The sequence below is a fragment of the Chitinispirillales bacterium ANBcel5 genome (genome assembly GCA_029688955.1).
GTDB lineage: Bacteria > Fibrobacterota > Chitinivibrionia > Chitinivibrionales > Chitinispirillaceae > Cellulosispirillum > Cellulosispirillum alkaliphilum.
Map to the genome: position 1 here is coordinate 145158 of JARUKZ010000006.1, position 23987 is coordinate 169144.

The 23987-nt window shown below is 43.4% G+C and carries 18 protein-coding genes; 9 read left to right on the forward strand and 9 right to left on the reverse strand.

What is annotated here, in order from left to right:
* Positions 1–18: 18 nt before the first annotated feature.
* Together QA601_05125 and QA601_05130 are read right to left on the reverse strand one after the other, a co-directional pair.
* A complete protein-coding gene (locus QA601_05125) occupies positions 19–549 on the reverse strand; it encodes a metallophosphoesterase family protein (GenBank protein ID MDG5814448.1) in 531 nt (176 codons plus the stop codon).
* Positions 550–661: 112 nt separating this feature from the next.
* Positions 662–2752, reverse strand: coding sequence for a transketolase (locus QA601_05130; GenBank protein ID MDG5814449.1), 2091 nt, complete (start codon positions 2750–2752; stop codon positions 662–664).
* 446 nt (positions 2753–3198) lie between these two features.
* Between QA601_05130 and trkA the strand changes: the two genes are divergently transcribed.
* The 3 genes from trkA to QA601_05145 all read left to right on the forward strand — a co-directional run bounded on the left by trkA (position 3199) and on the right by QA601_05145 (position 7831).
* Complete coding sequence (gene trkA / locus QA601_05135; protein MDG5814450.1) at positions 3199–4560, forward strand: Trk system potassium transporter TrkA; 1362 nt, start codon at positions 3199–3201, stop codon at positions 4558–4560.
* 18 nt (positions 4561–4578) lie between these two features.
* A complete protein-coding gene (locus QA601_05140; GenBank protein ID MDG5814451.1) occupies positions 4579–6180 on the forward strand; it encodes a TrkH family potassium uptake protein in 1602 nt (533 codons plus the stop codon).
* Between the two features lie 742 nt (positions 6181–6922).
* Positions 6923–7831, forward strand: coding sequence for a hypothetical protein (locus QA601_05145; protein ID MDG5814452.1), 909 nt, complete (start codon positions 6923–6925; stop codon positions 7829–7831).
* Between the two features lie 1433 nt (positions 7832–9264).
* On the opposite strand, the gene QA601_05150 is transcribed toward QA601_05145, so the two are convergent.
* From QA601_05150 to QA601_05160, 3 genes are all read right to left on the reverse strand, one after another.
* Positions 9265–10275, reverse strand: a complete 1011-nt coding sequence (locus tag QA601_05150; protein MDG5814453.1) for a DUF6340 family protein — start codon at positions 10273–10275, stop codon at positions 9265–9267.
* Positions 10276–10287: 12 nt separating this feature from the next.
* On the reverse strand, positions 10288–11103 hold the full coding sequence (locus tag QA601_05155) for a hypothetical protein (GenBank protein MDG5814454.1): 816 nt from the start codon (positions 11101–11103) through the stop codon (positions 10288–10290).
* 144 nt (positions 11104–11247) lie between these two features.
* Entirely contained in the window at positions 11248–12312 is a 1065-nt protein-coding gene (locus QA601_05160) for an aminopeptidase (GenBank protein ID MDG5814455.1), read from the reverse strand.
* Positions 12313–12741: 429 nt separating this feature from the next.
* Between QA601_05160 and ablA the strand changes: the two genes are divergently transcribed.
* The 4 genes from ablA to argS all read left to right on the forward strand — a co-directional run bounded on the left by ablA (position 12742) and on the right by argS (position 18851).
* On the forward strand, positions 12742–14142 hold the full coding sequence (gene ablA, locus QA601_05165) for a lysine 2,3-aminomutase (GenBank protein ID MDG5814456.1): 1401 nt from the start codon (positions 12742–12744) through the stop codon (positions 14140–14142).
* Positions 14143–14178: 36 nt separating this feature from the next.
* Complete coding sequence (gene ablB / locus QA601_05170; protein ID MDG5814457.1) at positions 14179–15042, forward strand: putative beta-lysine N-acetyltransferase; 864 nt, start codon at positions 14179–14181, stop codon at positions 15040–15042.
* A gap of 254 nt (positions 15043–15296) precedes the next feature.
* Complete coding sequence (locus QA601_05175; protein ID MDG5814458.1) at positions 15297–17081, forward strand: hypothetical protein; 1785 nt, start codon at positions 15297–15299, stop codon at positions 17079–17081.
* Positions 17082–17168: 87 nt separating this feature from the next.
* Positions 17169–18851 carry an arginine--tRNA ligase gene (gene argS, locus QA601_05180; GenBank protein ID MDG5814459.1) on the forward strand — a complete coding sequence of 561 codons (1683 nt, stop codon included), beginning with the start codon at positions 17169–17171 and terminating at the stop codon, positions 18849–18851.
* A gap of 8 nt (positions 18852–18859) precedes the next feature.
* Here argS and zwf read toward each other — a convergent pair whose 3' ends face one another.
* From zwf to QA601_05195, 3 genes are all read right to left on the reverse strand, one after another.
* On the reverse strand, positions 18860–20185 hold the full coding sequence (zwf, locus tag QA601_05185; GenBank protein MDG5814460.1) for a glucose-6-phosphate dehydrogenase: 1326 nt from the start codon (positions 20183–20185) through the stop codon (positions 18860–18862).
* A 139-nt stretch (positions 20186–20324) separates the two neighbouring features.
* Positions 20325–20483, reverse strand: coding sequence for a rubredoxin (locus tag QA601_05190; protein MDG5814461.1), 159 nt, complete (start codon positions 20481–20483; stop codon positions 20325–20327).
* A 97-nt stretch (positions 20484–20580) separates the two neighbouring features.
* The gene (locus QA601_05195; protein MDG5814462.1) at positions 20581–21123 is read right to left on the reverse strand and encodes a ferritin; all 543 of its coding nucleotides are present in this window, start codon (positions 21121–21123) and stop codon (positions 20581–20583) included.
* A 231-nt stretch (positions 21124–21354) separates the two neighbouring features.
* Between QA601_05195 and QA601_05200 the strand changes: the two genes are divergently transcribed.
* Positions 21355–21855: a thioredoxin family protein gene (locus tag QA601_05200; GenBank protein ID MDG5814463.1), complete on the forward strand. Its 501-nt coding sequence runs from the start codon at positions 21355–21357 to the stop codon at positions 21853–21855.
* 147 nt (positions 21856–22002) lie between these two features.
* Here the strand turns inward: QA601_05200 and QA601_05205 are convergent, their stop codons facing one another.
* The gene (locus tag QA601_05205; protein MDG5814464.1) at positions 22003–22722 is read right to left on the reverse strand and encodes a hypothetical protein; all 720 of its coding nucleotides are present in this window, start codon (positions 22720–22722) and stop codon (positions 22003–22005) included.
* Between the two features lie 468 nt (positions 22723–23190).
* Between QA601_05205 and QA601_05210 the strand changes: the two genes are divergently transcribed.
* Positions 23191–23634: a DNA-binding protein gene (locus tag QA601_05210; protein MDG5814465.1), complete on the forward strand. Its 444-nt coding sequence runs from the start codon at positions 23191–23193 to the stop codon at positions 23632–23634.
* Positions 23635–23987 lie beyond the last annotated feature (353 nt).

A 23987-nucleotide genomic window follows, 5' to 3' on the forward strand; every position in this document is an offset into this window, starting at 1 on the left:
TCCCTACCCCCAAAAACCCTAATAGGACCTGTACAGACCGCTTTCGGATCTCATCAACTGAATTGAATTAATCTCTTTGAAATTCAGATCAAAAATGGTTGCAGTAACAGAACGATTTTCAATGGATAGCATACCAAATGATGGTGGCATGTTTTTGTCAAGTTTTCCTTTTAAATGCCCCGGATTCATATACAGAATCCCTTCGTCGAGCGTTAAATCCTGTTTGTGTGTGTGACCTGACAAGATGACATCAGACTTTATTTTATCGTCTTCTGTCAAATCTTTCTGGATACTGTGCACCAGTAAGATTTCAAGCCCCAAAATAGCTTCTCTTAATTTAGCCGGCAAAGTACCATTTCTGTAGCGTTCATCATAGATACCCGGGATCTGAACGATTTCCACATACCAGTCTTCAAGCCCCATTACATCTTCGTAATCATCCCCCAGATGATAAATTGAGGCAACTTTTTGACGAGAAATCAGAAATTCTGAAGCTTTTTGCAGGTAATCAATATTCTTGTGCGTATCACTTACGACTCCGATCTTCATAGCACTACTCCTTTTATGTTAAAATGACCGGGTCCGGCAACAGGAAACAGTAAAGTCCGTGGGGATGCATGTACCCCCACAGCTCTCAAAAACTGTCCCTGACAGAGTGTGTTTAAGCTCTGTTTGTAACGGTAAGAGAAGCGATCTTCTCAAGCAAAGCAGCATGTTCTGCTAAATAAGTTTCAACCTGTTTAACCACGTTTGAAGCAGTGTACCCAAACTTTTCATCGAGGACTGTAAACGGTGCGGATGCCCCGAAACGTTCCATTCCAATAACCTTGCCCATAGGCCCTACGAGATCTTTAAGCGCAACCGGGAGCCCTGCGGTAAGTCCCAAAGCAGGAACCCCAAAGGGGATGATCGAATCTCTGTACTCCTCACTCTGTTCAAAAAACAGACTCTCAGAAGGAGCAGAAACCACCCGTACCTTCAACCCCATTTTGCTGCTCAAAACTGAAGCACCCTCAACCAGGGTGATCACTTCAGAGCCGTTTGCCACAAGTACCACATCGGGTGTACCATCACAGTCCCGAACGATGTAAGCACCTTTACGGGCACCAAGCGCGTCTTTATACCTTGTGGAATTTTCTTGAGCAGGAACATCCTTTATCTTTTGCCTTGAGAGCAGAAGCGCGCTTGGAGTAGCGATGTTTTCATAGGCAATTTTCCATGCCACCGTTGTTTCAACTGCATCGGCCGGACGTAATACCAGCATACTTCGCTTTCCCTTAAGGTTTGCCATCTTCTCAAGCAGTCTAACCTGTGCTTCCTGTTCGATTGGCTGATGGGTTGGCCCATCCTCTCCCACTCTAAAGGCATCGTGAGTCCAAATGTACTTTACCGGAAGCTCCATCAGTGCGGCCATACGAATTGCCGGTTTCATATAGTCAGAAAAGGCGAAGAAGGTTCCGCAAACAGCCAACACACCACCGTGTGAAGCGATACCATTCATCACTGCAGCCATGGTGAGCTCTGCGACACCAGCCTGAAGAAAACCACCGGTAAAATCACCTTTTTGTAGAATTTTTTGCTGTTTTAAAAAACCGTCGGTTTTATCACTGTTTGAAAGATCAGCAGAAGAAACGATCATATTTTCTACTTTTTTACCAAATTCACCGAGAACTACCCCACTTGCTGCGCGACTTGGTATATCCTGTTTCTGAACGATCTCTTCCCAGTTAATCTTTGGCAGCTCACCATCCATAAATGACCAGAACTTTTTGGCCAATTGAGGGTTTTGCTCTTCCCACTGTGCCTGCTCAGCTTTCTTTTGCTTTGCGTACTGGCGTTTTTTGTTCAGCACATCTTCATAATACTCTTTTACATCAGGAAAAACAGCAAAGGGATCCCGGGGATCTCCGCCCAGATTTTTAATCGTCGCTTCAATTGAAGCACCGGCTCCGGTGAGCGGCATTCCATGCGTTGAAACCATATGTTCAAAAGAGTTCCCTTCACTGTCTCTGGCCCCTTTACCCATTACCGTGTTACCAATAATTAGGGTTGGTTTTTCGGTTTCATCCTGAGCAGTTCGTAGTGCCTGACGGATCTGGTGCTGATCATTACCATCGATGGTTAATACATTCCAGCCCCAGGATTTATACTTCGCTTCAGTATCTTCACTGGTGACTTCAGAGGTAGTGCTTGAGAGCTGAATTGCATTGGAATCAAAAAACATTACAAAATTGCTCAACCCAAGGTGCCCCGCCATTCGGCCCACACCCTGTGAGATCTCTTCCTGAATACCACCATCTGATACGTACGCATAGGTTTTATGCGCCATCCATTCGCCAAATCGCGCAGCCAGAAACCGCTCGGCAATGGCCGCGCCAAGTCCCATTGCATGTCCCTGTCCAAGGGGGCCTGAGGTGTTTTCGACTCCTCGCTTGATGTCTCTTTCAGGGTGACCGGGCGTGCTGCTTCCCCACTGCCTGAAATCCTTAATATCATCGATGGAAAAAGCACCAGTTAGGGTAAGAACCGAGTAGAGCATAGGAGACATATGGCCCGGATCGAGGTAGAAACGATCTCTGTTAGGCCAGGACATATCGTCGGGATCCCAGTTTAGAAATTCAGAATAAAGAATATTAATAAAATCGGCACCTCCCATTGCACCGCCGGGGTGACCAGATTTTGCTTTTTCTACCATAGCGGCAGAAAGGATACGAATATTATCTGCGGCGCGATCAATTGTCTTAAAATTCATCGTGTTTGGAACTCCTTAATACTGGGATTTTAAACTTGAGGACCTTCCGAAATTAGGACACTTGCTCCAAAACAGAAAAATAATAGATGTGCACCAGACAAACCGCTTTTTTGAGGCCCTCGGGAAATTTTAAGAGGATGTATCTTTCTTCATGACTATTTCAGCAGTTGTAACTGGTCTTTCACGAGCAGATGTTTTATCGCTTTTTCACACAGAGGATTACAGAAAGATGTTTTCATTACTCAAAGACTGCAACCGCTAAGGAAAATATGTAAAAGTTACTATTCTCTATATATATACCACAATGATTTCCTCGTTTTCTGTGTTCAATTTTTCTTGGCCTTATCACATCAAATAGTTATATTTTTTGGCCTTTGATTTGTACCCTGTTTATGCATATCATAACAGGAAAACAGAAGACAAATAACCAAATTGGGGAAAACCGGGTGAAAATCATAATTGTTGGCGCCGGCGATCTTGGCCTCGGACTCACTGAATATTTAAGCAATTACGATCACGAAATATCGGTGGTCGAGCGAAACCCCTCTCTTGCATCAGATATAAACTCAAGATACGATGTTCTCACTATCACCGGTACTGGTTCCAGTCCCGATGTGCTTGAGCAGGCCGGAATCGAAGATGCAGACATGCTTATAGCTGTTACCCCCAGTGATGAAATCAACCTTCTTGCCTGCCACTTTGCCATGCAGTACGCAGTTGGCAAAAGGATCGCCAGGATTGTATCCGATGAAATTCTTGGAGCCGGGAAAATTGATCTTAAAACTGTTGGGGTTACCCACGTAATAGGCACAGAAAAAGAGCTGGTTAAAAATGTTCTTCGATTTATTGAATTACCCGGCCTAACTGATGCTGCGGATTTTCATGGAGAGAGTGTGTACCTGAGAGGGTACAGAGTCACCCAGGAGATGCCTATTGCCGGTAAAACTCTTTATGAGATGCGTGGTCTTGCCGGTGATGCCCCGATGCTTGTAATGGCAATAATCCGTGAAGGCCAGAGCCTAATCCCCAGAGGCACAGAGCGGCTTATTCCCGGTGATGAGATGATCGCTATTATGCCCAAAGACTCCTACCCGGCTTTCCGATCGCTTTTAAACCGACCCGTGAAAAAGTTAAAGAAAATTGTAGTTGCAGGAAACACTCTTTCAGCAGTTCAGATCTCTGATGCGTTATCCAGGGCTGCAGAGCGAGTTATACTGGTTGATCCGGATCCGGAGCATGCCCGTGATGCTGCGTTGGCACTAAACCGGGTGGAGGTACTTGCAGGCGATCTAACCGATGCTGATTTGCTGCAGGAGGTGAAGGTAGCAAATGCCGACTTTTTTATCGCTGCCAGTAAGGATATGGAAGACAATATCATGTCGAGTCTGCTGGCAAGGGCTGAAGGAGCAAAAGAAGTTATCGCAATCCGCACTGATGACCGGCATTTTGATCTTTTTCACTCACTGGGGGTTGATCATGTTATAAGCCCCAGAAGAGTTACGCTTCAAAAAATTATTGAGAGCATACAGATTGCGCCAATCGATCCGTTACTGAGTCTCAGAAAAGTAGATCTGGCAGTGGTAAGAGCTGTTGCCTCCAAAAAAAGTTTTGTTCTGGGTAAGACACTCATAAATCTTGATAAATACTTTAAAAAAGGTATCATTATTGGAGCGATTGTCAGAGAAGGTGATATTATTATACCAGACGGGCACACAGAGATACAATTAAATGATGAGGTGCTTGCGCTCTGTAATAAAGAAAATCTCAGTACAGTGAAAAACATTTTTAAAGCCGGATATCGTCTCTAAAAAGGTAAGGGTAACCCTTTGAACCACAGATTCGTAATCTATTTTATTGGTAAACTGCTTCAGATCCTTTCGCTTCTTTTTCTTGTTCCTGCTGCTATTGCCTGGTATGAAACGTCCGGCACTTTTTGGGAACGTGTTTTAGATCCGGCACTTGCGGGGCTGCTCTTTTCGATCATTTTCTCCTCTGTTACCGGAACAATCTTTGTCTTCACCCAGCGAAAAAATAAGGGCAAAATTGAAGTTCGTGAAGGTTTTGCAATTGTAACATTTGGTTGGCTGGCGCTTACTTTCGCCGGCTCATTTCCCCTTTTTATATACTTTCTTTCACTTTACGAAACTTTATCTGCAGGCAAAGTTATCGCCGCTTTTACTGATGCTTTTTTTGAAGTAATGAGTGGGTTAACCACAACAGGTGCAACAATACTTACCGATATCGAAGCTGTTCCTCAGGGAATTCTTTTCTGGAGAAGTCTGACCCACTGGATCGGTGGAATGGGAATAGTAACTCTTGCCCTTGCACTACTCCCTACCTTTGGAGTAGCTGCTTACCAGCTCTTCAGAGGTGAAGTTCCGGGACCATCAAAAGAGCGACTACGGCCCAAGCTGGCACAAACAGCCATCATTCTCTGGGGGGTTTACGCCCTCTTTACACTCATACAAACAGTTCTGCTCATGTTTGGTGATATGTCCCTCTATGATGCTGTACTTCATGCATTCAGCACCATGTCAACAGGAGGGTTTTCCACAAAAAATACTTCCGTTGCAGCATTCAACAGCGCCTATATAGAGTGGGTTATTATACTATTTATGTTTCTGGCGGGAACAAATTTTCTTATCCACTACCGGCTCCTGTTTTTACGCGACCTGAATATGATTAAGAGTAACCGTGAATTTCACCTCTATACTGCTATCGTAATTACTGCTGTTTTCATCTGTATAACAGCGTTAAGTATTCAGGGGCTTCAGCCCAGAAGCGAAATTGAGCGCCATTTCAGAGCACAAGAGCTTACAGAGGAGCAGGTAGATCTTAAAATCATGGTTGAAGAGGAAAAGATTAAACCGCTCGGTGCGCGCGTTCGACACTCCTTTTTTAATGCTCTGGCAATAATTACCACTACCGGCTTTGTCAGCGCAGACTGGGACACCTGGCCCGATTCGGTTCGGGTGGTATTTATGATTCTTATGTTCTTTGGAGGATCTGCGGGCTCAACTGCTGGTGGAATAAAAATGATACGAGTGCTGGTGCTCTTTAAGGTGGCAATTCACCAGGTGAAACTTATTCTTCAACCAAGGCTGGTCTCACCGGTAAAAATTGGTAAAGTAGCTCTCAGCGACTCTCAAATGTCGGGCATCATCTCCTTTTTTATAATCTTTATGGTTCTCTTTGTCTTCTTTACTGCAATAATGTCCACAATGATTCCCGATTTTACCACCTCGGTTTCAGTGGTTGCAGCAACACTTGGAAATATTGGTCCAGGGCTTTCCGGGGTGGGTGCAATGGAGAACTACGCCTGGATTCCCCTGCCCGGAAAATGGATCCTAACACTCTGTATGCTTCTTGGAAGACTTGAAATCTATACCGTTTTGATTGCCTTTTCGCGTATAAGCTGGAGAAAGTAGTCTCTATTCAGGCTCAATGTTCTGTTCAACGCTCACAGCGAAAATCCAGATAACCAAATTGGGGATGTGAATAGAAATTGTTTTATGGGGCTAAAGGCGATAGATTGGGTCACCCCCGGGCGTCAATGGTGAAAGCGTGTGAAGACCCGTTTGGGGGGACCCTTGGGCTATAATCGCGGGGGGAATTTGGAATGAAGGAATGTATCCACACCTCAGCTTTCCCGCTGCGCAATAACTCAGAAACCGCCCCGGGTAGAGAAAACCGGGGCTAATATAAATAACCCCCTTTGGGGTATTATAATCGATGTCCCGAATGATTTGTTTTTTTGTTTAGATGGAAATATTGATTGATGAAATAATCTTATCACACTGCAATTCTCGCTGCCTTAACCCAAAACCTGGTGAATGTAGATATAATAACCTGAAAGGTTTTCTTATATTAGCCCTGGGCTTTCTTCTACCCTGGGCTTTCTTCTACCCTGGACTTTCTTCTACCCTGGACTTTCTTCTACCCTGGGCTTTCTTCTACCCTGGGCTTTCTTCTACCCCGGGCTTTCTTTTCCTGTAGACGGATGGCACCCCCGACCGTTTTTACCCTGTACAATCCTTCCATTTTGCGGTCCTATACGCTCCTTAACACTGCTTTTTTCGCCCATAGTAAAAAAAAGCTGGTATCATCAATTGCTCAGATAGTAATTTAAAGTAATGACACGTTTACCCATCAGGAACAAGGAGCCTACCGATGACTACAGAGTATGAATCGTATGACAAATTAGCCCCGGTATTAATGAACGAAACGTTTGAAACGCTACGGCGTCCCGATATGCCCGTTGATGTATCGGCACATGAAGGATATGTGTTTGTATTGTTGTTGCGTAAAGATGAAGAGGAGCTTAAAAACATAGGCTACGATCCCGCTATTACCAATCGCATTAAAGAACTTGTGGGAACGTTTTGTATAGCGGAAGCAAAGCTTACAGCAATTCTTGGCGACCTGCATGAAGCGGTAAAGGTGTGGAGAGAACACCGGGCTGAGGGGTATAAGTTACGAAAAAAGGTCCTTGGCGCGCTTAGATTTGCATGCAGGGAAGATAAAGAAGCACTCGAAAAACTGCAACCCTTTCCCCGAAGGCCTAAACAGGAGATAATGATACTGAACCTTCACTTTCTTTCTGAGCTTGGCAAAAAATATAAGCATCACTTAAAACAGATTAATTTCGATATGGCGGAGATCAACCGGTGTAAAACATTCGGTGATAAGCTGAGTCGTCTCTACGCGAAGGCCTACTCTGAGGAAGGACCGTGCAAGATGCGGGTGCTTCGAAACAAAGCATTCACCCGTATGAAAGAGCTTATGGCTGAAGCGCGGGCATATGTCCAATATCTGTTCCATGATAATCCTGAACATCTGAGACTTTACAGCAGTGAATACCGCAGGAAGAACTATCGTTATAAGAAGAAAAAGAGTGCTGATTGCAGTGCGCGGAAGAAAACACCACCGGCGGAACCATCACAGGGCAGCGCTAGCGCCACACCACCTGTCCGGCAATCGTTTCCCAACACCCAAAAGAGGTTTTCTATTCGCAGAAGCACAAAAAGGAGAGTTGTTTTAGGGATAAAACGAGCCCCTGAACCGAACCAATCTGCCTAAGCGACCACTCAGTTTACCTTTTTTGTACTCTTTTTCGCCTTCAAAAGTTGGGCGAAACCAGCCTCCTATTGCCTAAATCCACCAAATTCCGACTGAATACACCAAAAATAACGGTCCTCTTCTAAAAATTACGGTACTATGGTCTACCGACCCCTGTTTTAAGCCGCAAATCTTCTGTTGGTAGTGTAAGAACGGGGTGAATGGTGTCATAGTTTCCCTGTTTATAGTGTGCCAAAGGGTGCAAAACAGCGCTATTTCCACACGAAAACAGCACTATTACACCCTACATGCCACACTTTGGTAGTTGCGAACAGCTCATTGCCACCTAAAAGTTCTGCACAGTGACTACTGAGAACACTACGTTGTATAAAGAAAACAGTGCATTGTACCCAGATAACGGGTACAAAGCCAAACCGGTATAAGACTGTTCTCATACCACGCCGGAAGAATTAGCACATGGTTGATACCTATAATTAATAGGCGAAACTTTGTGTTTGGTTCCCTTATACACTACGATCGCACCATGGAAGCTTTTCGTTCATACCTGTTCTGTATGGCGCACCACCATGAAACAGACCTGATCGCTACACTTTTGCATCCATCGTACTCCATTTTCATACCTTTAAACAGCAAATGTGATGGTTATAACCTTCAGATGGGCGCTTCTATGCGGGGTTTAGTGGGGGTATATTCAGGATATTGTTTATGGAACTTCATACAAGCCACTCTAAGAGCGTAAGATTTTTTTGGGGCTAAAGGCGATAGACTGGGTCACCCCCGGGCGTCAATGGTAAAAGCGTGAAGGGATCCGCTTGGGGGGACCCTTGGGCTATTATCGCGGGAGGAATTTGGAATTTGGAATTTGGAATGGAGGAGTGAGGGAATGAAGGAATCCACAGCTCAGCTGGTATTATGAACAATGCACTAACTCAGTTCCCCGAGCGTAGCCGAGGGGCGTTTCTGTTCTAATATACTATGAAGAAAATAGTAACTTTCCATCTTTCCCGTTCCCTGTTCAATGCTCATAGCTATTTAAAGGGACCCTTGGGATATTATCGCGGGAGGAGAGGGGAGAACGGAATTTGGCCTTGATCTCCCTCTTAAGCGCTGAAAGCGCGCAATCTAATAGCCCGGGGTAAGCCAGTCTTCTGGCGCAGCCCCGGGTAATGGTGCCAAAAAAGATCCCAAGCGCTGAAAGTGCGGGATATTCCGTTGGTATTTGGATATGCAGGAATAATGAAAATCAGAACTTTTTTTTCATTCCTAAGTCGCTTAGAAATGAATACCACAACCCGTTTTTTGACTTCTCAGTACAGCAAGGCTGGAAGTCCCAATATTTTTAGGGGTAAGTATAATTATCGCCTCTCAGGATACGTCTGAAGCCTCTTAAACCTAACACTGTTTGCCTGGGCCGGGGCGATTGCCTCGGGCTTTTACTGCAAATCGTCCTGTTCAGGCTCCATTTGGGTAGTATCAGAAAGCGGGGTGTAATAATTTTCCTTAAGTTCCCTTTCCTTTTCAAACTTTTTAACCCACATGGTAAAAGCGGGGTCCGCGGTTTTCTCAAAAGCTAACATTGCGTGCTCAATTGCTCCGTCAAGGTCATTTTGTATATACCTTTTATGTAACATAAGATTATAGAAGGCTTCACTTTTGTTGTTTTGCCGATACTGTTCCCAGATTCGGGAAGCTTCCTCCCAGTTTCCGTTTCTTGCGGCAATTAAAGAGCTTCTGAAGAGTTCATCATCACGTATTGTTGCCATCGCGTAGCTGGCGGTAATTTCTGTGGGCGTAAAGCCCGAGATAAGTGCTTCGTTACTGTTAGCTGTCATCTTTTGCAAAACTGTTGCTCTGTCGGGCAGTTTAGAAAGAGCTACTGCACGGTTTGCGTCCTGTGATTCACTTACATAGTTTTCCTCTACGCTTATGGAATTCATAACTCTGCCATCAGAGGGATCGATAAACCTGTAAGTCACCTGTAGCCTACCCCTGCATTTTGCGGTAAAGGAAGAGCGACGCCTTCCCTCTCTATCGGTATAAGAATTATCTGTCACCTCTGTTTCGACATCATAATGAGTTATGGTTCCGGTAATTACCATCTGGATGGAAGATTCATTCTGAGCGATATCCCTGTCAAACACATTGAACGATCCTGTTTGAATCAGCCTGTTGGTTAAATCATCCGCAAAGACCAGGGCCAATGAGTTTGAAGCATAGTTTTGGCTTAACAGATCCCACAGGGTCATATTTCGGTTGCTAAGCCTTCCTTCCTCAAAAGGGAAGACCGCGATATTTTCTATATGGTTAAAACTGTGCTCAGGATACCTGATATAGGTAAGGTAAACATCTGCACTTCCTCCACCAGACAGAAGATTTCCAAGATGCGCACAACCGCTCAGAAAGCTATGCACCAAGAGCACTATAAGCAGTAACACTGTTTTCATAAACAATCCTTTTTATAGTTCAAAAACATAGGAGATATTCACTACCAGCCCCGATGGAGCAAGCTTGGTTTCACTTGTTTTTTCTCCATCCATCTTAAAAATCACATTTGAAGAGGTAGCTTTTAGTGTTTCTGTGATAGATTCACCACTATCCAGTGACGTTCCGCTGAGCTCAAACTCCGCTTCTGCCACAGACAAGGGAAACTGATATCCAGCGCCAAGCATAATCAGCCCTCTTCGGTTTACCCTAAGATAGGTATTAAGTTCCGGGCGCAACACAGTATGGACAGAGGTTAGTGACACCAGCAGATCATCGCCCTTAAACTGTTTATCATTTATCTCTGTATAGATATCCTGGATGAGAGGAACGGATCCTATATCAACGCTTGACCACCCAAAAAGGATATCAGCTTTGGCCTGTACCCACAAGCGATTATTGATAACTGTTCGATTGTATCCGCCTCCAAAAGCGATTCCAAGCATAGTAAATGTTCCTGACTGGACATCAAAGGCAACACCAAAATGTATTGGCCCCTGAACACTGGTTTCAACATTAATCCCAAGCCCCCAGCTCCCCTTTGGTTTCACCATAGAGGAATCGATGATGGTTGAAGAATCACCAAACATATCATCGATAAGGGTAAATTGAAAGGGACGATCATCTCCTGAGAGTGTACGCATGCCGCTTTGGAGCCGTAGTTGAGCCGTAGGTGTTCCGGCTATCGAGACCCCCGATGGGCTGGTCCCTTCCCCATCAGTTCGGGGTTCAGGCACTCCCTGAGCGAAAATCGTTGTACAGCTCAAAAACAGTAGTAAATACTTGAGCATGATTACTCCTTTAAATAGAAACGGTGTGGCTACAGTTACACGCATCTTTTCAGGCTCACAAAATAGGTAATCGCATGTAGTGTTTCAATAAAAAGGGCTCAAAGGAGGTAATATTATCGTAGCCGGGCTAAAGCAATCATCATTTTAATTAAGCAACTCCCGTCGAATAAATTCCTTGGGATCACCTCTGTAGCGGCGCAGCTTTTTAAGTTGCTCAACGGTTAAAGCCAAATCATGATCGTTTTGTTCGTAAAGCTCATACATAAGCGACAGATCAAGAGTATAGGTCATTCTCGCCGCTATAAAAGCGTTATTGATAGTAGCTCTGTAAAGGCCTCTGTAGTTATCGGTTTCAAAAAGCGAATCATAGTTTTGAGCCAGATTTTCCTTAAACACTTCTATAACCCGTTCTTTCCCATCGAGTTTTTCTTCCCTGCTCAGATCACTTTGATATAAAGTACTGAGTTCATTATACAATGAGTGGATACGATCGATATACACATCATAATCCTCAAGGGCCAAAACAGCACTTTTATACTGGTCTGAATCCTTTCCAAACATTTGTTTTACAAATTTTAATCCGCCCTCATTACCTAAAAATGTCGCGATCTCTTCATTAAATTGCACCTGATTTTTAAGGTATATAGTAGCATGCATCTGCTCATGGATAATCAGATTAGCAAGGTCAAACACAGAGTACTCTTTGAAGAAGGAGTAGACCGGATCGGAGAAAAAGCCTAACGTACTGAATGCTCTTGCCTGACCGATGTGTACATCATAGCCGCGTCTTTGAAGTTTTGCAGCTTGCCGTTCTGCATCAGTTCTTACAAAGAACCCTTTGTAGGGAAAGTTGCCAAAAAACGGAAACCACCAGTTGTGCATTTCAAAGCTGTCATCGCGTGCAGCCATAACCACATCAACCATATATCCCCGCTCGACTTCAACATACTTTAGGTAATTATTATTTTTTTTAAGACCAATTGTATCCATGGCAAAAGAGCGGATCTGCAGCACAAGCTCAAGAAACTCTCTTAACTCATCGGTTATTTCATCATCCTGGAGCATTCGATCAATGCTCTCGGCCCTCCACTGATACCGAAGTAAATAAGCCCCCTGTTTTGCAAGATAACAGCTGCTGTTTAGGGTAATAAAGAGCAGAAGAGATAACAGTGAAATCTTTTTTTTAGACAGTTTTGTGCACCGTTTCATTTATGTATACCTTTAAGTGTGCAAAGAGGAACAATAAAGCAGTACAACAAAATAGTATAAATTCCGTTTGATCGAAGGCAAATATAGGTAATTTTACCCAAAAATCAGTATTTAATGCACTACACAAACCACTTATTGTTTGGTTCTACCCTTTTTTTTCGCTTTTTTAGAAAAACACTGTAGCCAGCAGCAAAAAAAGTTCCATTTTTTTTTTAATTAATTATATAATGTATGAAAATCAGAGCTGTATTTTTAATTCAATATAGCCCGGATTTAAACGTAATTTATTCATACCCGCAAAGAGGGGCCTTGCATTTGCTCTATAAATTACTTATTTTGCATACCATAACCACAATGAACCTCTTATGCAACTACCCCTTATTGAAAAAAAAACAAACTATCAACTTAATCTGTTTATAGGGAGATTATATGATATTTAATCCTGAACAGACAACGATCAATGAAAGTAAGGATGAACAGAAACTCTCACCAACGTTTAGTAAAAGGCAAAAGGAGATCTCAAAGCAGATAGGATCATCTGATTTTGAAAAGACCTGGAAAGACTGGCGCTGGCAGATGCGCAATACGATAACATCGATTGAAGATTTTGAGGATCTTAGCGATATCTCTTTTTCTGATGAAGAAAAAAAGAAGCTTGAAGAGATAATGGATGTATTTCCTCTATCAATTACTCCCTATTACTTGTCTCTTATTGATAAAGACAACTATGAAAACGACCCCGTTTTTCTTCAATCTTTCCCAACGATGCATGAGCTTAACAAAGACAGATGTGATATTCGCGACCCGCTGTCTGAAGATAAAGACAGCCCGACTCCCGGTATAACACATCGCTACCCAGACAGAGTTCTTTTTCATATCAGTAATGTTTGTGCGATGTACTGCCGCCACTGTACCCGTAAACGTAAAGTCGGTGATGTGGATTCCATACCTGAACCAGATGCAATTGAGAAGGGGTTAGCGTATATACGCAGTAATCCAAATATAAGAGACGTTCTTCTCTCAGGCGGTGATCCGTTCATGCTTTCAGATGAATATCTTGACTGGATTTTAGGCGAGATCAGAGCAATTAAGCATGTTGAGATCATAAGAATCGGAACACGTACACCGGTTGTGTTGCCTTATCGCATAACTGACAACCTTATTAAAGTTTTGCGTAAACATCACCCGTTATGGATTAATACCCATTTTAATCACCCCAGAGAGATAACTTCATCAGCAAAAGTAGCTCTTTCAAAATTAGCCGATGCCGGAATCCCTCTTGGTAACCAGTCGGTACTGTTAGCCGGTATTAACGACTGCCCACGTATATACAAAAAACTTATTCATAAGCTTGTAGCAAACAGGGTACGTCCTTATTACCTGTATCAGTGTGACTTATCTGAAGGTCTGAGTCATTTTCGTACCCCGGTAGGAAAAGGAATCGAAATTATAGAAAGTCTTATCGGACACACCAGCGGACTTGCGGTACCAACCTATGTTATTGACGCTCCCGGTGGTGGTGGTAAGATTCCGGTAATGCCCTATTACCTTATCTCTCTTTCTACCAACAAAGTGGTGTTGCGTAACTATGAAGGTGTAATAACCACCTATCAGGAGCCCGACAGTTACACACAAACATTCTGTGACAGAAAGTGTGATACCTGCGATCTGCAGCTTAAACTGGATGAAGGTTCCGAATACAAAAGTGAAGGTATACACAAGCTGCTTAGCGACTTTGATGATACTATCGCTTTGACACCGGAAAATAACGAAAGACATTTAAGACGCAGAAAAAGAAAAGTAAATAAACAAAAGAAAAAAGATCAGTAAAGAAGAACCTGAAATAAAAGAAATCGGATAAAAATTATGATACAGGATACACAAGAATTTATACCCGATGAAATCGTTAAGGTTGGTAATTCACTCATTCAGCATGGAAAGTGGAACGACCGCGTTTATATCATGAAAACGACTCCTGATGATTGCACCAATATCATCAATGAGTCAAAAAAACTTGCTCAGGAAAACGATTACAGTAAAATATTCGCAAAAATCCCTTTCTGGGCAAAAGAGGCCTTTAGCAAGGAAAAGTTTGAAACGGAAGCAGTTATCCCCAGAGATGAAAAGTCTGGCGGGGATATTCTGTTTATGTCTCTGTTTTTAAAAGAGTGGCGTTCACAGTACTGTGACTACGACACTTGTAAAGGCATTCTGGACTCATTTGAGAAAGAACCACCCAAATCAAGCAAACGGAACCTTCCGGACAGGTGGACCATTTCCAAATGTACTCCCGAGGACGCGCCGGAGATGGCTGAAGTGTATAAACAGGTATTCCGTTCCTATCCCTTTGAAATTGATAACCCTGAGTATATCTGCCAGACCATGGAGTCAAACATAAACTACTACTGCGTTAAAGATGAAGTGGGGAAAATCATTGCCCTCTCTTCTGCTGAACTTGATCCCGAAAGTAGTTGTGCAGAGATGAGTGACTTTGCAACCCTTCCCAAAGCACGGGGCAACCACTGCGCTGGTCACCTGCTTGGCCTTATGCATGAGGATGTCGAAGAGTCTGGAATTTGCACTCCTTTCACCATCGCACGAGCCACCTCTCCGGCAATGAACACTGTTTTTGCCAGAAACGGCTACATCTTTGGTGGAACACTTAAGAACAATACTCATATTGGAGAATCCCTGGAAGACATGAACGTGTGGTACCTCAATAAGGACTAAGCAGTGCCTTATCTTTTTTGAGCTTACTCAAAGCGTTCGGCTTTATAAACATTTCAGGACCGGAATAAACCTTCCGGTCCTTTTTTTATCCTCCCTTCACCAGCTCTAACCCATTACTCTGCCTTGTATTACCATAACTCAATAATTCAAGGGTACAGGATCGGGGCTTTTTTTAGATTTTCATACCCGCTTTTTCTATTTAATACTATATTATAATAAGCACGTATAATGGAACCACGGGAGAGCTGCACTAAATGAAAAGGATGCTTACAAGTCTTCTTTATATCGCTTCGATACTTTCGATAGCACCTTTTTTGGATATTGCCCCCACCAGCTCTTCAGTGTACGCTCAAACACATATCTCCCAGACTTACATCGACACCACTATCCAGAGGGCTGTTTACCTGCTTAATGAAAGCGCGACATTGGGTCGGCAGCGCCACAGGCAGGCGGTAGGTCGGGTACGATCAATGGTGAATAATCTTAAAAACCAGGCAAAGGGTGATCCAAACGAACGCTATATCATGTGGCGATTAAGTGAGCTTGAACACCAGTTGTACCTTGAAGAGGAAGAGATACGGGAGATTCAACAGGAGAAAAACACCCTTACTGCCAATGAGCTTTTGATTCAGTTCGATACCGCGCTGCGAAAGAGAAGGCCCGATTTCGCCACACTCAGAAATTTATGTATGCGAATGGGAGAAGTTGATACCAGACATGCCAACCGAATGACAACAGCTTACAACCAGCGCTATCGAAACATCTCAAGAGAAGCGATCCATTCGGCTGAATTAGCCCTTGACCAGGGTAATCTTGAGCTTGCCCGTGAAGAGATTGAATACCTGGAAAACAACAGGTTTTTTCTTGTCATCAATGATTCTCAGCTCCAGTCCATGAGAAATCGCTACAACCGCATTACAAAAGAACAAGACGCAATAGATGATCTTGACTCTGAAATCAGGGAAGCCCACAACAGTGTCTCTGAATTCAGACTCAGCAATGCCAGAATGGAGATTCAGCGGTTGCGGGGAAGGCTCGATTCGCACAGAGAAAATCTCAACCGATCAAAGTGGCAGCAGTACTCAAGCAGAATTGATGAGCTTCAAGCTACGCTGGACAACAGAGAGGATTCGCTGGTTAACGTAACCATGGCTCTTATAGAAAACGATAAAATCGATGAGGCAAGAAGGTATTTCACCCAGATAAGTGAAGAGATGGGGCTTTCAAGAGACCGAAGCGCCTTTATCGACCATACGATTCTGAGCCTGCAAAGCCCGGATCACCGCGCTTCGCAGCCAAACATCACTGAAGGGCTACACACTCCAACTGAGGGAGTGTTTGAGGACATGCGCTCAGGGGTTATGCAATCGGCTCAGAAACGTGCGGACAGTATTCGGGCCATTGAAGAGCAAAAAATGGCCGCACTGCGCAGAGAACAGGCAAAACAGGACAGCATAAGAAGAGCCATTGAAAGAAAAGCTGAGATGGAGCTCAGAGCCAATCAGGAAAAGGCCAACCAGATAAGTATCGACATCTACTCCCTGCTCGATAGAAACAGGACCCGAAGAGCAAGGCGCCGCTTTAACCGGGAGCAAGATTTTTTACAACAGTACCTTAGAAATGAAGTCTTTGCTATCCTGGCACAATCGGTGAGTGATGAAAGACCAGCAGCCACTACTCAGGAGGTTAAAACCGCACAACAAACCCAGCAACCTCCTCCCCCTGAACCACCACCAGAGAGTGAGGCGAGCAGCTCTACTACCACTACTGCCGCGGTGGTCGATGATGATCTCTGGGACTGGGGCCCTCCTCCGGAGCAGCAGCCCAAAACACAAAACCGGACACAGGCGCAGCCATCTGTTCAGGTAGAAAATGAGGAACAGGCTCAGGAAATCACCATTGAAATCTACTCCAAAATCAGTGAAAACAAGACAAAGGAAGCTCGTGAAATATTCAACAGTTCAAAAGAAAGCCTTAAACTCCACCTCAACGAACATGCATTTAATGCACTTGAAACAACTATTTTAAACTCCAACTAATCAGCTGCCAACTCTGTTACTGCACCACAATTTTCTATAAATTATTTTAAGGGTCCGGTAACTTACGTTTCAATTAAAGGATAAAAAATGAAAGAGCATATAGTTGATATTCTCTCAAAAAATTTGGAACAATCGCTTGAAAAAGATACAATTGAGCGTCTGATCGAAATACCACCCAACGATGAGTTTGGGGATTATGCGTTTCCCTGCTTCAGCCTCTCGAAAGTTTTGAAGAAAAACCCCGCAATCATAGCCGCAGATCTGAGTGAAAAGATTAATGAATCAGCTGACGGTATAGAGGCTAAAAACGTTTCTGGCTATATCAATTTTTTCATCGATAAAAAGATGCTTGCTCAAACAATTCTCGCCAGTGCAAAGAGTGAGGACTATGGAGCATTGAAAGAGGGGCAAAAGGTGGTCGTTGAATTTGCCTCCCCCAATACCAACAAACCACTTCACCTGGGACACCTGAGAAACATGTCTATTGGTGACAGCGTGTCCAGAATTCTTGAATATGCTGGAAACGAAGTGGTAAGAACAAGCATAAACAATGATCGCGGTGTACATATATGTAAATCGATGCTCTCTTACAGCCGCCGCGCAAAGGGTGAAACACCGCAATCGGCGCGAAAGAAATCCGACCACTTCGTTGGGGATTACTATGTGCTTTTTAACAACGAATCATCTAAAGATTCCTCATGGAATGACGATGCGCAGGAGATGCTTAGAAAGTGGGAGGCCGGGGATGAAGAGGTTGTTTCACTCTGGAAACAAATGAATAAGTGGGCTCTTGATGGTTTCAGGGAAACCTATCGCAGGTTTGGTATTCGCTTTGACAAAGAATATTATGAAAGTAACATCTACAAAAGCGGTAAAGAGATCGTCCATGAAGGCCTGGACCGGGGTGTGTTCAAAAAACGTGACGATAATGCGGTGTACATAGATCTGGAAGAGGAGAAGCTTGGGGAAAAGGTAGTGCTTCGACCAGACGGCACCTCGGTTTACATTGTTCAGGACCTGTTTCTTGCCTTGCTTAAAAAAGAGGAATATAATTATGATAAATCTATATACGTAGTTGGCAATGAACAAGATTACCATTTTGCAGTGCTTATAGCGATTTTTAAGCGGCTGGGGTACGATATAGCCGACAAGATTAAACATCTCTCCTATGGTATGGTCGAGCTTCCTGAAGGAAAGATGAAGTCCCGTGAAGGCACCGTAGTGGATGCCGATGACCTCATTGCCCAAACCCAGGAACTAGCGAAAGATGAACTTGCGGCAAGGTACTCTTTAAGTGAAGAGGAGATGGAGCTTAGAAGTCATCGTATCACACTGGCTGCAATTAAATACCAGCTGCTTAAAGTCGATATTACCAGAACAATGGTTTTTGATCCCAAAAAGGCGATTAGTTTTGAAGGTGATACCGGCCCCTATCTTCTCTATAGCTATGCACGGGCATCCAGTATCCTGAGGAAAGCAAACGTTACCGAGGATTACACCATAAACGATCTTCATAACTCAGAGATCAAGCTGTTTAAAAAGATTGGCTTTTTTCCTTCAATCATTCAGACAGCCTCTAAACGCCTCTCTCCATCGGTTATCGCTTGTTATTCCTTTGAGCTCTCTCAGCTCTTCAATGAATTTTACCATAACTGCAAGGTAATCGATAGTAAAGAAGAGGCATTCAGACTCAATCTGGTGCGACTATTCAGAAAAACACTCAGTACATGTCTTGATCTGCTTGGTATAGAAAAGATTGAGGAGATGTAAGAAGTGAGTTACAGGCAAAGGGAGCTGTAATTATCAAATTCGATCCAGTTGAGATCGAATTTGGTTGGCGGCCTGCTTCCGGGAGAGTAAGAGTATAACTCTCCCCTATTCAAAACATCTTCAAATAGTGCCCATGCGCATTCTGTTTCCTTTGCACTTACAAAGAGGGTGTGATCCCCTTTAAGTACATCGTACAATAGTTTCTGGTACGCCTCGGGGCTGGATTGGGAAAAGGTGTCTTTATAACAGAAGTTCATATGAGTGTCGGTGAGGTTGTCATCACTACCGGGAATTTTTGTTGAAAGATCCAAAATAATCCCCTCTGCAGGTTGGATTTTAAAGATTATATGGTTTTCTTTCAATTCTCCTTTAGCGTTAAACAGTAATTTTGGCAGGGATTTAAAGCGCACACCGATCTCTGTGCCACGTCTATGCATGGCTTTTCCGCTTCGTATATAGATAGGAATGCCTGTCCATCTGAAATTGTTTACAAAAAGTTTAAGTTCAGCAAACGTTTCTGTGTTTGAATCCTCTTTAACACCTGTTTCCGAACGATACCCACTGTACTGAAACCTGTGACACTCATCAACCCTTAAGGTTCGTAAAATATCAAGCTTTTGAGCCCTTATGTCGTGTGCATCTAATGATACCGGTGCTTCCATTGTCAAAAGACATAAGAGCTGCAGTAAGTGGTTCTGAACCATATCCCTGATTATACCGGCTCTGTCAAAATAGTTTCCACGGTGACTTATGGTGTCAGTTTCAAGGGCATTAATCTGTATTGATTCGATGTATCTGCTGTTCCATACAGGATAGAATATTGAGTTAGCGTACCTGAAAACCAGAATATTACGAACCGCTTCTTTTGCAAGATAGTGGTCTATTCTATATATTTGAGATTCACTGAAACAGGCTTCCAACTCGCTGTTAAGTGCTTTTGCCGAACGATAATCATAACCAAAGGGTTTTTCGATAACGATAGATGTTTCGGCCCCAAATCCTTCAGCCAGAAGTTCACGTGCTGTTGGCGTATACGCAGCAGGGGGTTGCGAGAGAAACACTACTACCTTTGAAAACTCCCCTTTGGATGCGATAAATTCCTTCAAGCCAGAGATGTATTGATGATAGTAGAGTTGTTTTTGGAATGAATTGGTACCGCCGAAACGGTTTCGGAACTGCTCGTCGGTGAAGTGAGTGCGGCCGGAGCCAACTACTATAGAGGAAGTATCTATTTTACCCTGAAGAAAAAGTGCATGAAGCGCAGGAATAAGCTTTCTCCTTGCAAGATCGCCTGATGCTCCCATAATCACTATTGCAATGTTCTTCAGCGCCATCCTACCCTACCTCTCCTCTAAAACATGATTAAACCCTCTTCTGTTACTGCCTTCTGTTTAGCGGTAAACCAGGTTTAAAAGCAAAGTGTTCGAAACAGACCAGAAATTCCATTCCGAACACTTAAGGCTTCATTCTTTATTATTCAGGAGAAAACTCATCTTTTCCAACACCACATTCCGGGCACACCCAGTCATCGGGAATATCCTCAAAAGCAGTTCCCGCGGCAACACCATTATCAGGATCACCTACTTCTGGATCATACACATAGCCACATGCATTGCAAACATATTTTTTCACCGAAAAACCTCCTTAAAATGTAAGTTAAACTATGTAAGTTAGTATACTATTCGGATCAAATTTCATACAAGTTCTTTGCCATTACTGCCGTTTTGCATTATTCTCCACCCATCGCCGATTCAACCCCGGTGGAGAAATCGGTAGGGACGGAAACGGTTCTTGCTCCCAGTTCCTTATCGAGCATATACAGACCACTGCTATTGTCCCCGATGAGTTTTATTCTCTGGATGATATCCATGGCAGTATCTTCCTCCTCTACCTGCTCGGTAACATACCAGTTTAAGAACGCCTGAGTTGCATGATCCCTCTCCTCTACAGCCAGATTCATAAGATCATTTATGCTTGAAGTAACCAGTTTTTCGTGTTCAAGGGTTTTATCAAACATATCTGAAAGGGAAGCAAATTCCTGCTGTGGTTCTTCTAAGGCTACTAGCCTAACTTTGGCCCCTTGCTTCTGGATATACTCATAAATTTTCATGGCATGCACCATCTCTTCATGATACTGGGTCATAAACCATACAGAGGAGCCCTTAAGACCCTTATCAGCACAATCTGCTGACATGGACATGTAAAGAAAGGCAGAAAACATCTCTTTGTTTATCTGCTCATTTAACGCACTCTCCATTCTTTTACTTATCATATGTAGAACTCCTTTGTTAGAGGTTTTTCCTAAAATAATAAATGAACAGCCAGTACCAAATCTTGGGAACAAAGGTTTTTTATCTGGTTTTACTACCATTAAAGAACCAGTAGTTACTATGCAAGCATTGTACCAACAGTTTAGCCCTACTGTTAGGGAACAGAAATTATCCCCTTGTGGTCTGCTATTTGCGTTTTTCTCATAAGCAGACATATAGCCGGGAGATGAATTTTGAAACGACTTGTCCTTTTCTTTTTTATAGCCTTAATAACTCTCATAGCGATTAGCTGCTCAGGGCTTCAAAGAAGAAAAAGTGGGGTTTTCCATTCCATCTCCTCTGTTGAACACTTTGAATTTGTGATTCAGACTTCCGGTTCCAGACTCCTGGCATTTGACCTGCATACAGAATGGTGCATTCCTTCAAGAATCCTTGCACCCACAGTGTATGAAATAGCAAAGGAAAACATTGAGCAGGTTTCTTTTTACAAAGTTAATACCGATCGGTTTCCTCAGATCGCTTCCTATTTTGAAACTCCCGGCACTCCGCTTATTGTTTTTGTAAAGAATGGACGAATCGTGTACGGAATAATGGGCGTACAGAGTAAAGAGAAGTATGAACGTATAATAAACATGTATAGCGATACAGCTGATACTGATTTTTATACACCTCATAATCGTTCCTCAAATGAGATGAAAATCGATTATACCAAGCCCTCATCGCCGCCACTTTAGAATCAGCCAACCGTACCCTTCATTACAGCTAGAGATGACCAACAAGTCCCATTGTAAGTTTTTTTAATCCTTTTCAGCCAAACCGTTTTGTCATTGGACCCTGAAAAATGTCCCTCCCGGATGCAGGGACATTTTCCCACCTATTTTCTACCTGCGCCGGGCCATAGGTATTCCACTACCAAAAAGGAGCCTCACATAGGGGCCTCTCAGACGGGGATCGGGGCCATCAACAACGGTGGTAGTTCCTCTGTTCCAATCACTACCTCTGGCTGGATCAAACATATACCCAGCCCTGATACCAATCAGTCTGACTCCTGCTCTTCCGGGAGAAGTTGTTGAAAACGTTACCCCGGCTCCAAGATTTATGATAAAAGAGAAACGACGCAATTTTAGCGTCTCATCCGGTGTATTCAATGCATCCTCAAAAGTCGTTTCATCCGGTGCGATAGTAAGGCTGCTTAACCCAAGTCCAACCCCAACCAGGGGGTATAAAACAAAGTTGCCTGTTTGTACCAGCGCTATACCATTGTTTAATAGTACTCTTGAAGAGAAAAAATTGGTTCTGCTGCCCTGTGTCTCACTTTGTCTCCAGAAAAGACCTCCAATTTCCCCACCCATAAGAATTCGGTTTCTTATAGCATCCCAGCCAAACGTTGCAGAAAAGCTATAGGGACTAAACTCACCAAGTTCAAACTCTTCAAGTACCGAATTGAGATCATCAACGTCAACCCAATCAGCTCCAAGCATCAGGTAATTGCGAAACACAGGTGTGGGATTTCGCCCACTTCCAAACCAACTTCCGGAATAACCATAAGAGGATACAACAAGAGTAACCAAAGCAACTGTGATACAAGCTCTTTTTTTCATCTGCCCCCCCGAGGATAGTGCATTCGACCTACATCATGATACGCACAAGAGGAAAGTACTCTGAAAATCAATTACTATGCCCGATTTTGACCACAGGCTCTGTAACGTACTGCTCCATACTCTTCCGGGTATTTTGTTATTCGTTGAATCAGAGAGCAGATGAAGATTGTAGCCGGCTCCTCGGGGGTTACAGGGTTTAGTAAATGATAAACCCGCCTGTGCAGGTGTACCGCTATGGGAAGTCCAAACAGCTATGTTTCACACAGCCTTTTAATTACTTTTTCTTCTTTGGAATTTTACCCTGTTGATCGACGAATTTCATGAAGTATTTTGCGACCTTGAAGATCATCAGCAGAATGGTTAGGGTTTTTGCAGCCTCAACGTACCAATACTGTTTTTTCTTTTTTTTGATCATAATCAACCACTCTTATATTTTATTTTTTCACAGTTTTTTCAAATGAGGTTCTTATGGAATATACGACAGGCACAATCGGAAGATGTATTGTAATGCGACTTGAGGAGGATGATGCGGTATACGAGTGCATCGAAACCGTTGCACGGAAAGAGGACATTGAGTGCGGTGCGATTTTGGTGATTGGTGGAGTGAAGAATGGTGGAGTTGTGGTGGGGCCTTCAGATCAAAACCAGCGTCCTCTTAAACCCATCGTGAAAAAGTTTAGCAATGCTCACGAAATCGCCGGTATCGGTACACTCTTTAGAAATGAAGCTAACGAACCGGTGCTGCACATGCACGCTTCACTGGGAAAAGAGGACTCACCCATTGTCGGGTGCCCCAGAGAGGGGTTGGATTGCTGGCTTGTGAATGAAATCATACTACTTGAGATTAAGGGTATAGATGCAAAAAGAGTGAAAGAACAGAGCGGCCTTGAGCTCCTTAAGCTCTTTGGGTAACGCAGGGGATGTGTTGGTGAACTGAAGCAAGATTCTATGAGTTCACCACACCCTGTAAGATGTCCGGGCGGCGATGCCACACTCTTTCATTGTCGTTAGCAATATATTTACTAGCCGCCACACAAAACATCCTAAACTTTTGGTAAACGCCTTTGTTTACTGGGCATTAACTTCTACTCTCGCCCCCCACCACTCTCAATCCTCCCCCATTTCTATCTTCCAAAATATTATCCGCTTAGATCACAAAATAGTTTGACAGTAAGAACACTTTTAAATATTTTACTTTCAAAAGATACTATTAAGCTGGTTACTTACTTGATTTTTCTATTATAAACAGATTAATAATTGCGCTT

Coding starts and splice junctions, on each gene's coding strand:
- QA601_05125 (MDG5814448.1), bottom strand. CDS start 549: ATGAAGATCGGAGTCGTAAGTGATACGCACAAGAATATTGATTACCTG.
- QA601_05130 (MDG5814449.1), bottom strand. CDS start 2,752: ATGAATTTTAAGACAATTGATCGCGCCGCAGATAATATTCGTATCCTT.
- QA601_05145 (MDG5814452.1), top strand. CDS start 6,923: ATGACTACAGAGTATGAATCGTATGACAAATTAGCCCCGGTATTAATG.
- QA601_05150 (MDG5814453.1), bottom strand. CDS start 10,275: ATGAAAACAGTGTTACTGCTTATAGTGCTCTTGGTGCATAGCTTTCTG.
- QA601_05155 (MDG5814454.1), bottom strand. CDS start 11,103: ATGCTCAAGTATTTACTACTGTTTTTGAGCTGTACAACGATTTTCGCT.
- QA601_05160 (MDG5814455.1), bottom strand. CDS start 12,312: ATGAAACGGTGCACAAAACTGTCTAAAAAAAAGATTTCACTGTTATCT.
- ablA (MDG5814456.1), top strand. CDS start 12,742: ATGATATTTAATCCTGAACAGACAACGATCAATGAAAGTAAGGATGAA.
- ablB (MDG5814457.1), top strand. CDS start 14,179: ATGATACAGGATACACAAGAATTTATACCCGATGAAATCGTTAAGGTT.
- QA601_05175 (MDG5814458.1), top strand. CDS start 15,297: ATGAAAAGGATGCTTACAAGTCTTCTTTATATCGCTTCGATACTTTCG.
- argS (MDG5814459.1), top strand. CDS start 17,169: ATGAAAGAGCATATAGTTGATATTCTCTCAAAAAATTTGGAACAATCG.
- zwf (MDG5814460.1), bottom strand. CDS start 20,185: ATGGCGCTGAAGAACATTGCAATAGTGATTATGGGAGCATCAGGCGAT.
- QA601_05195 (MDG5814462.1), bottom strand. CDS start 21,123: ATGATAAGTAAAAGAATGGAGAGTGCGTTAAATGAGCAGATAAACAAA.
- QA601_05205 (MDG5814464.1), bottom strand. CDS start 22,722: ATGAAAAAAAGAGCTTGTATCACAGTTGCTTTGGTTACTCTTGTTGTA.
- QA601_05210 (MDG5814465.1), top strand. CDS start 23,191: ATGGAATATACGACAGGCACAATCGGAAGATGTATTGTAATGCGACTT.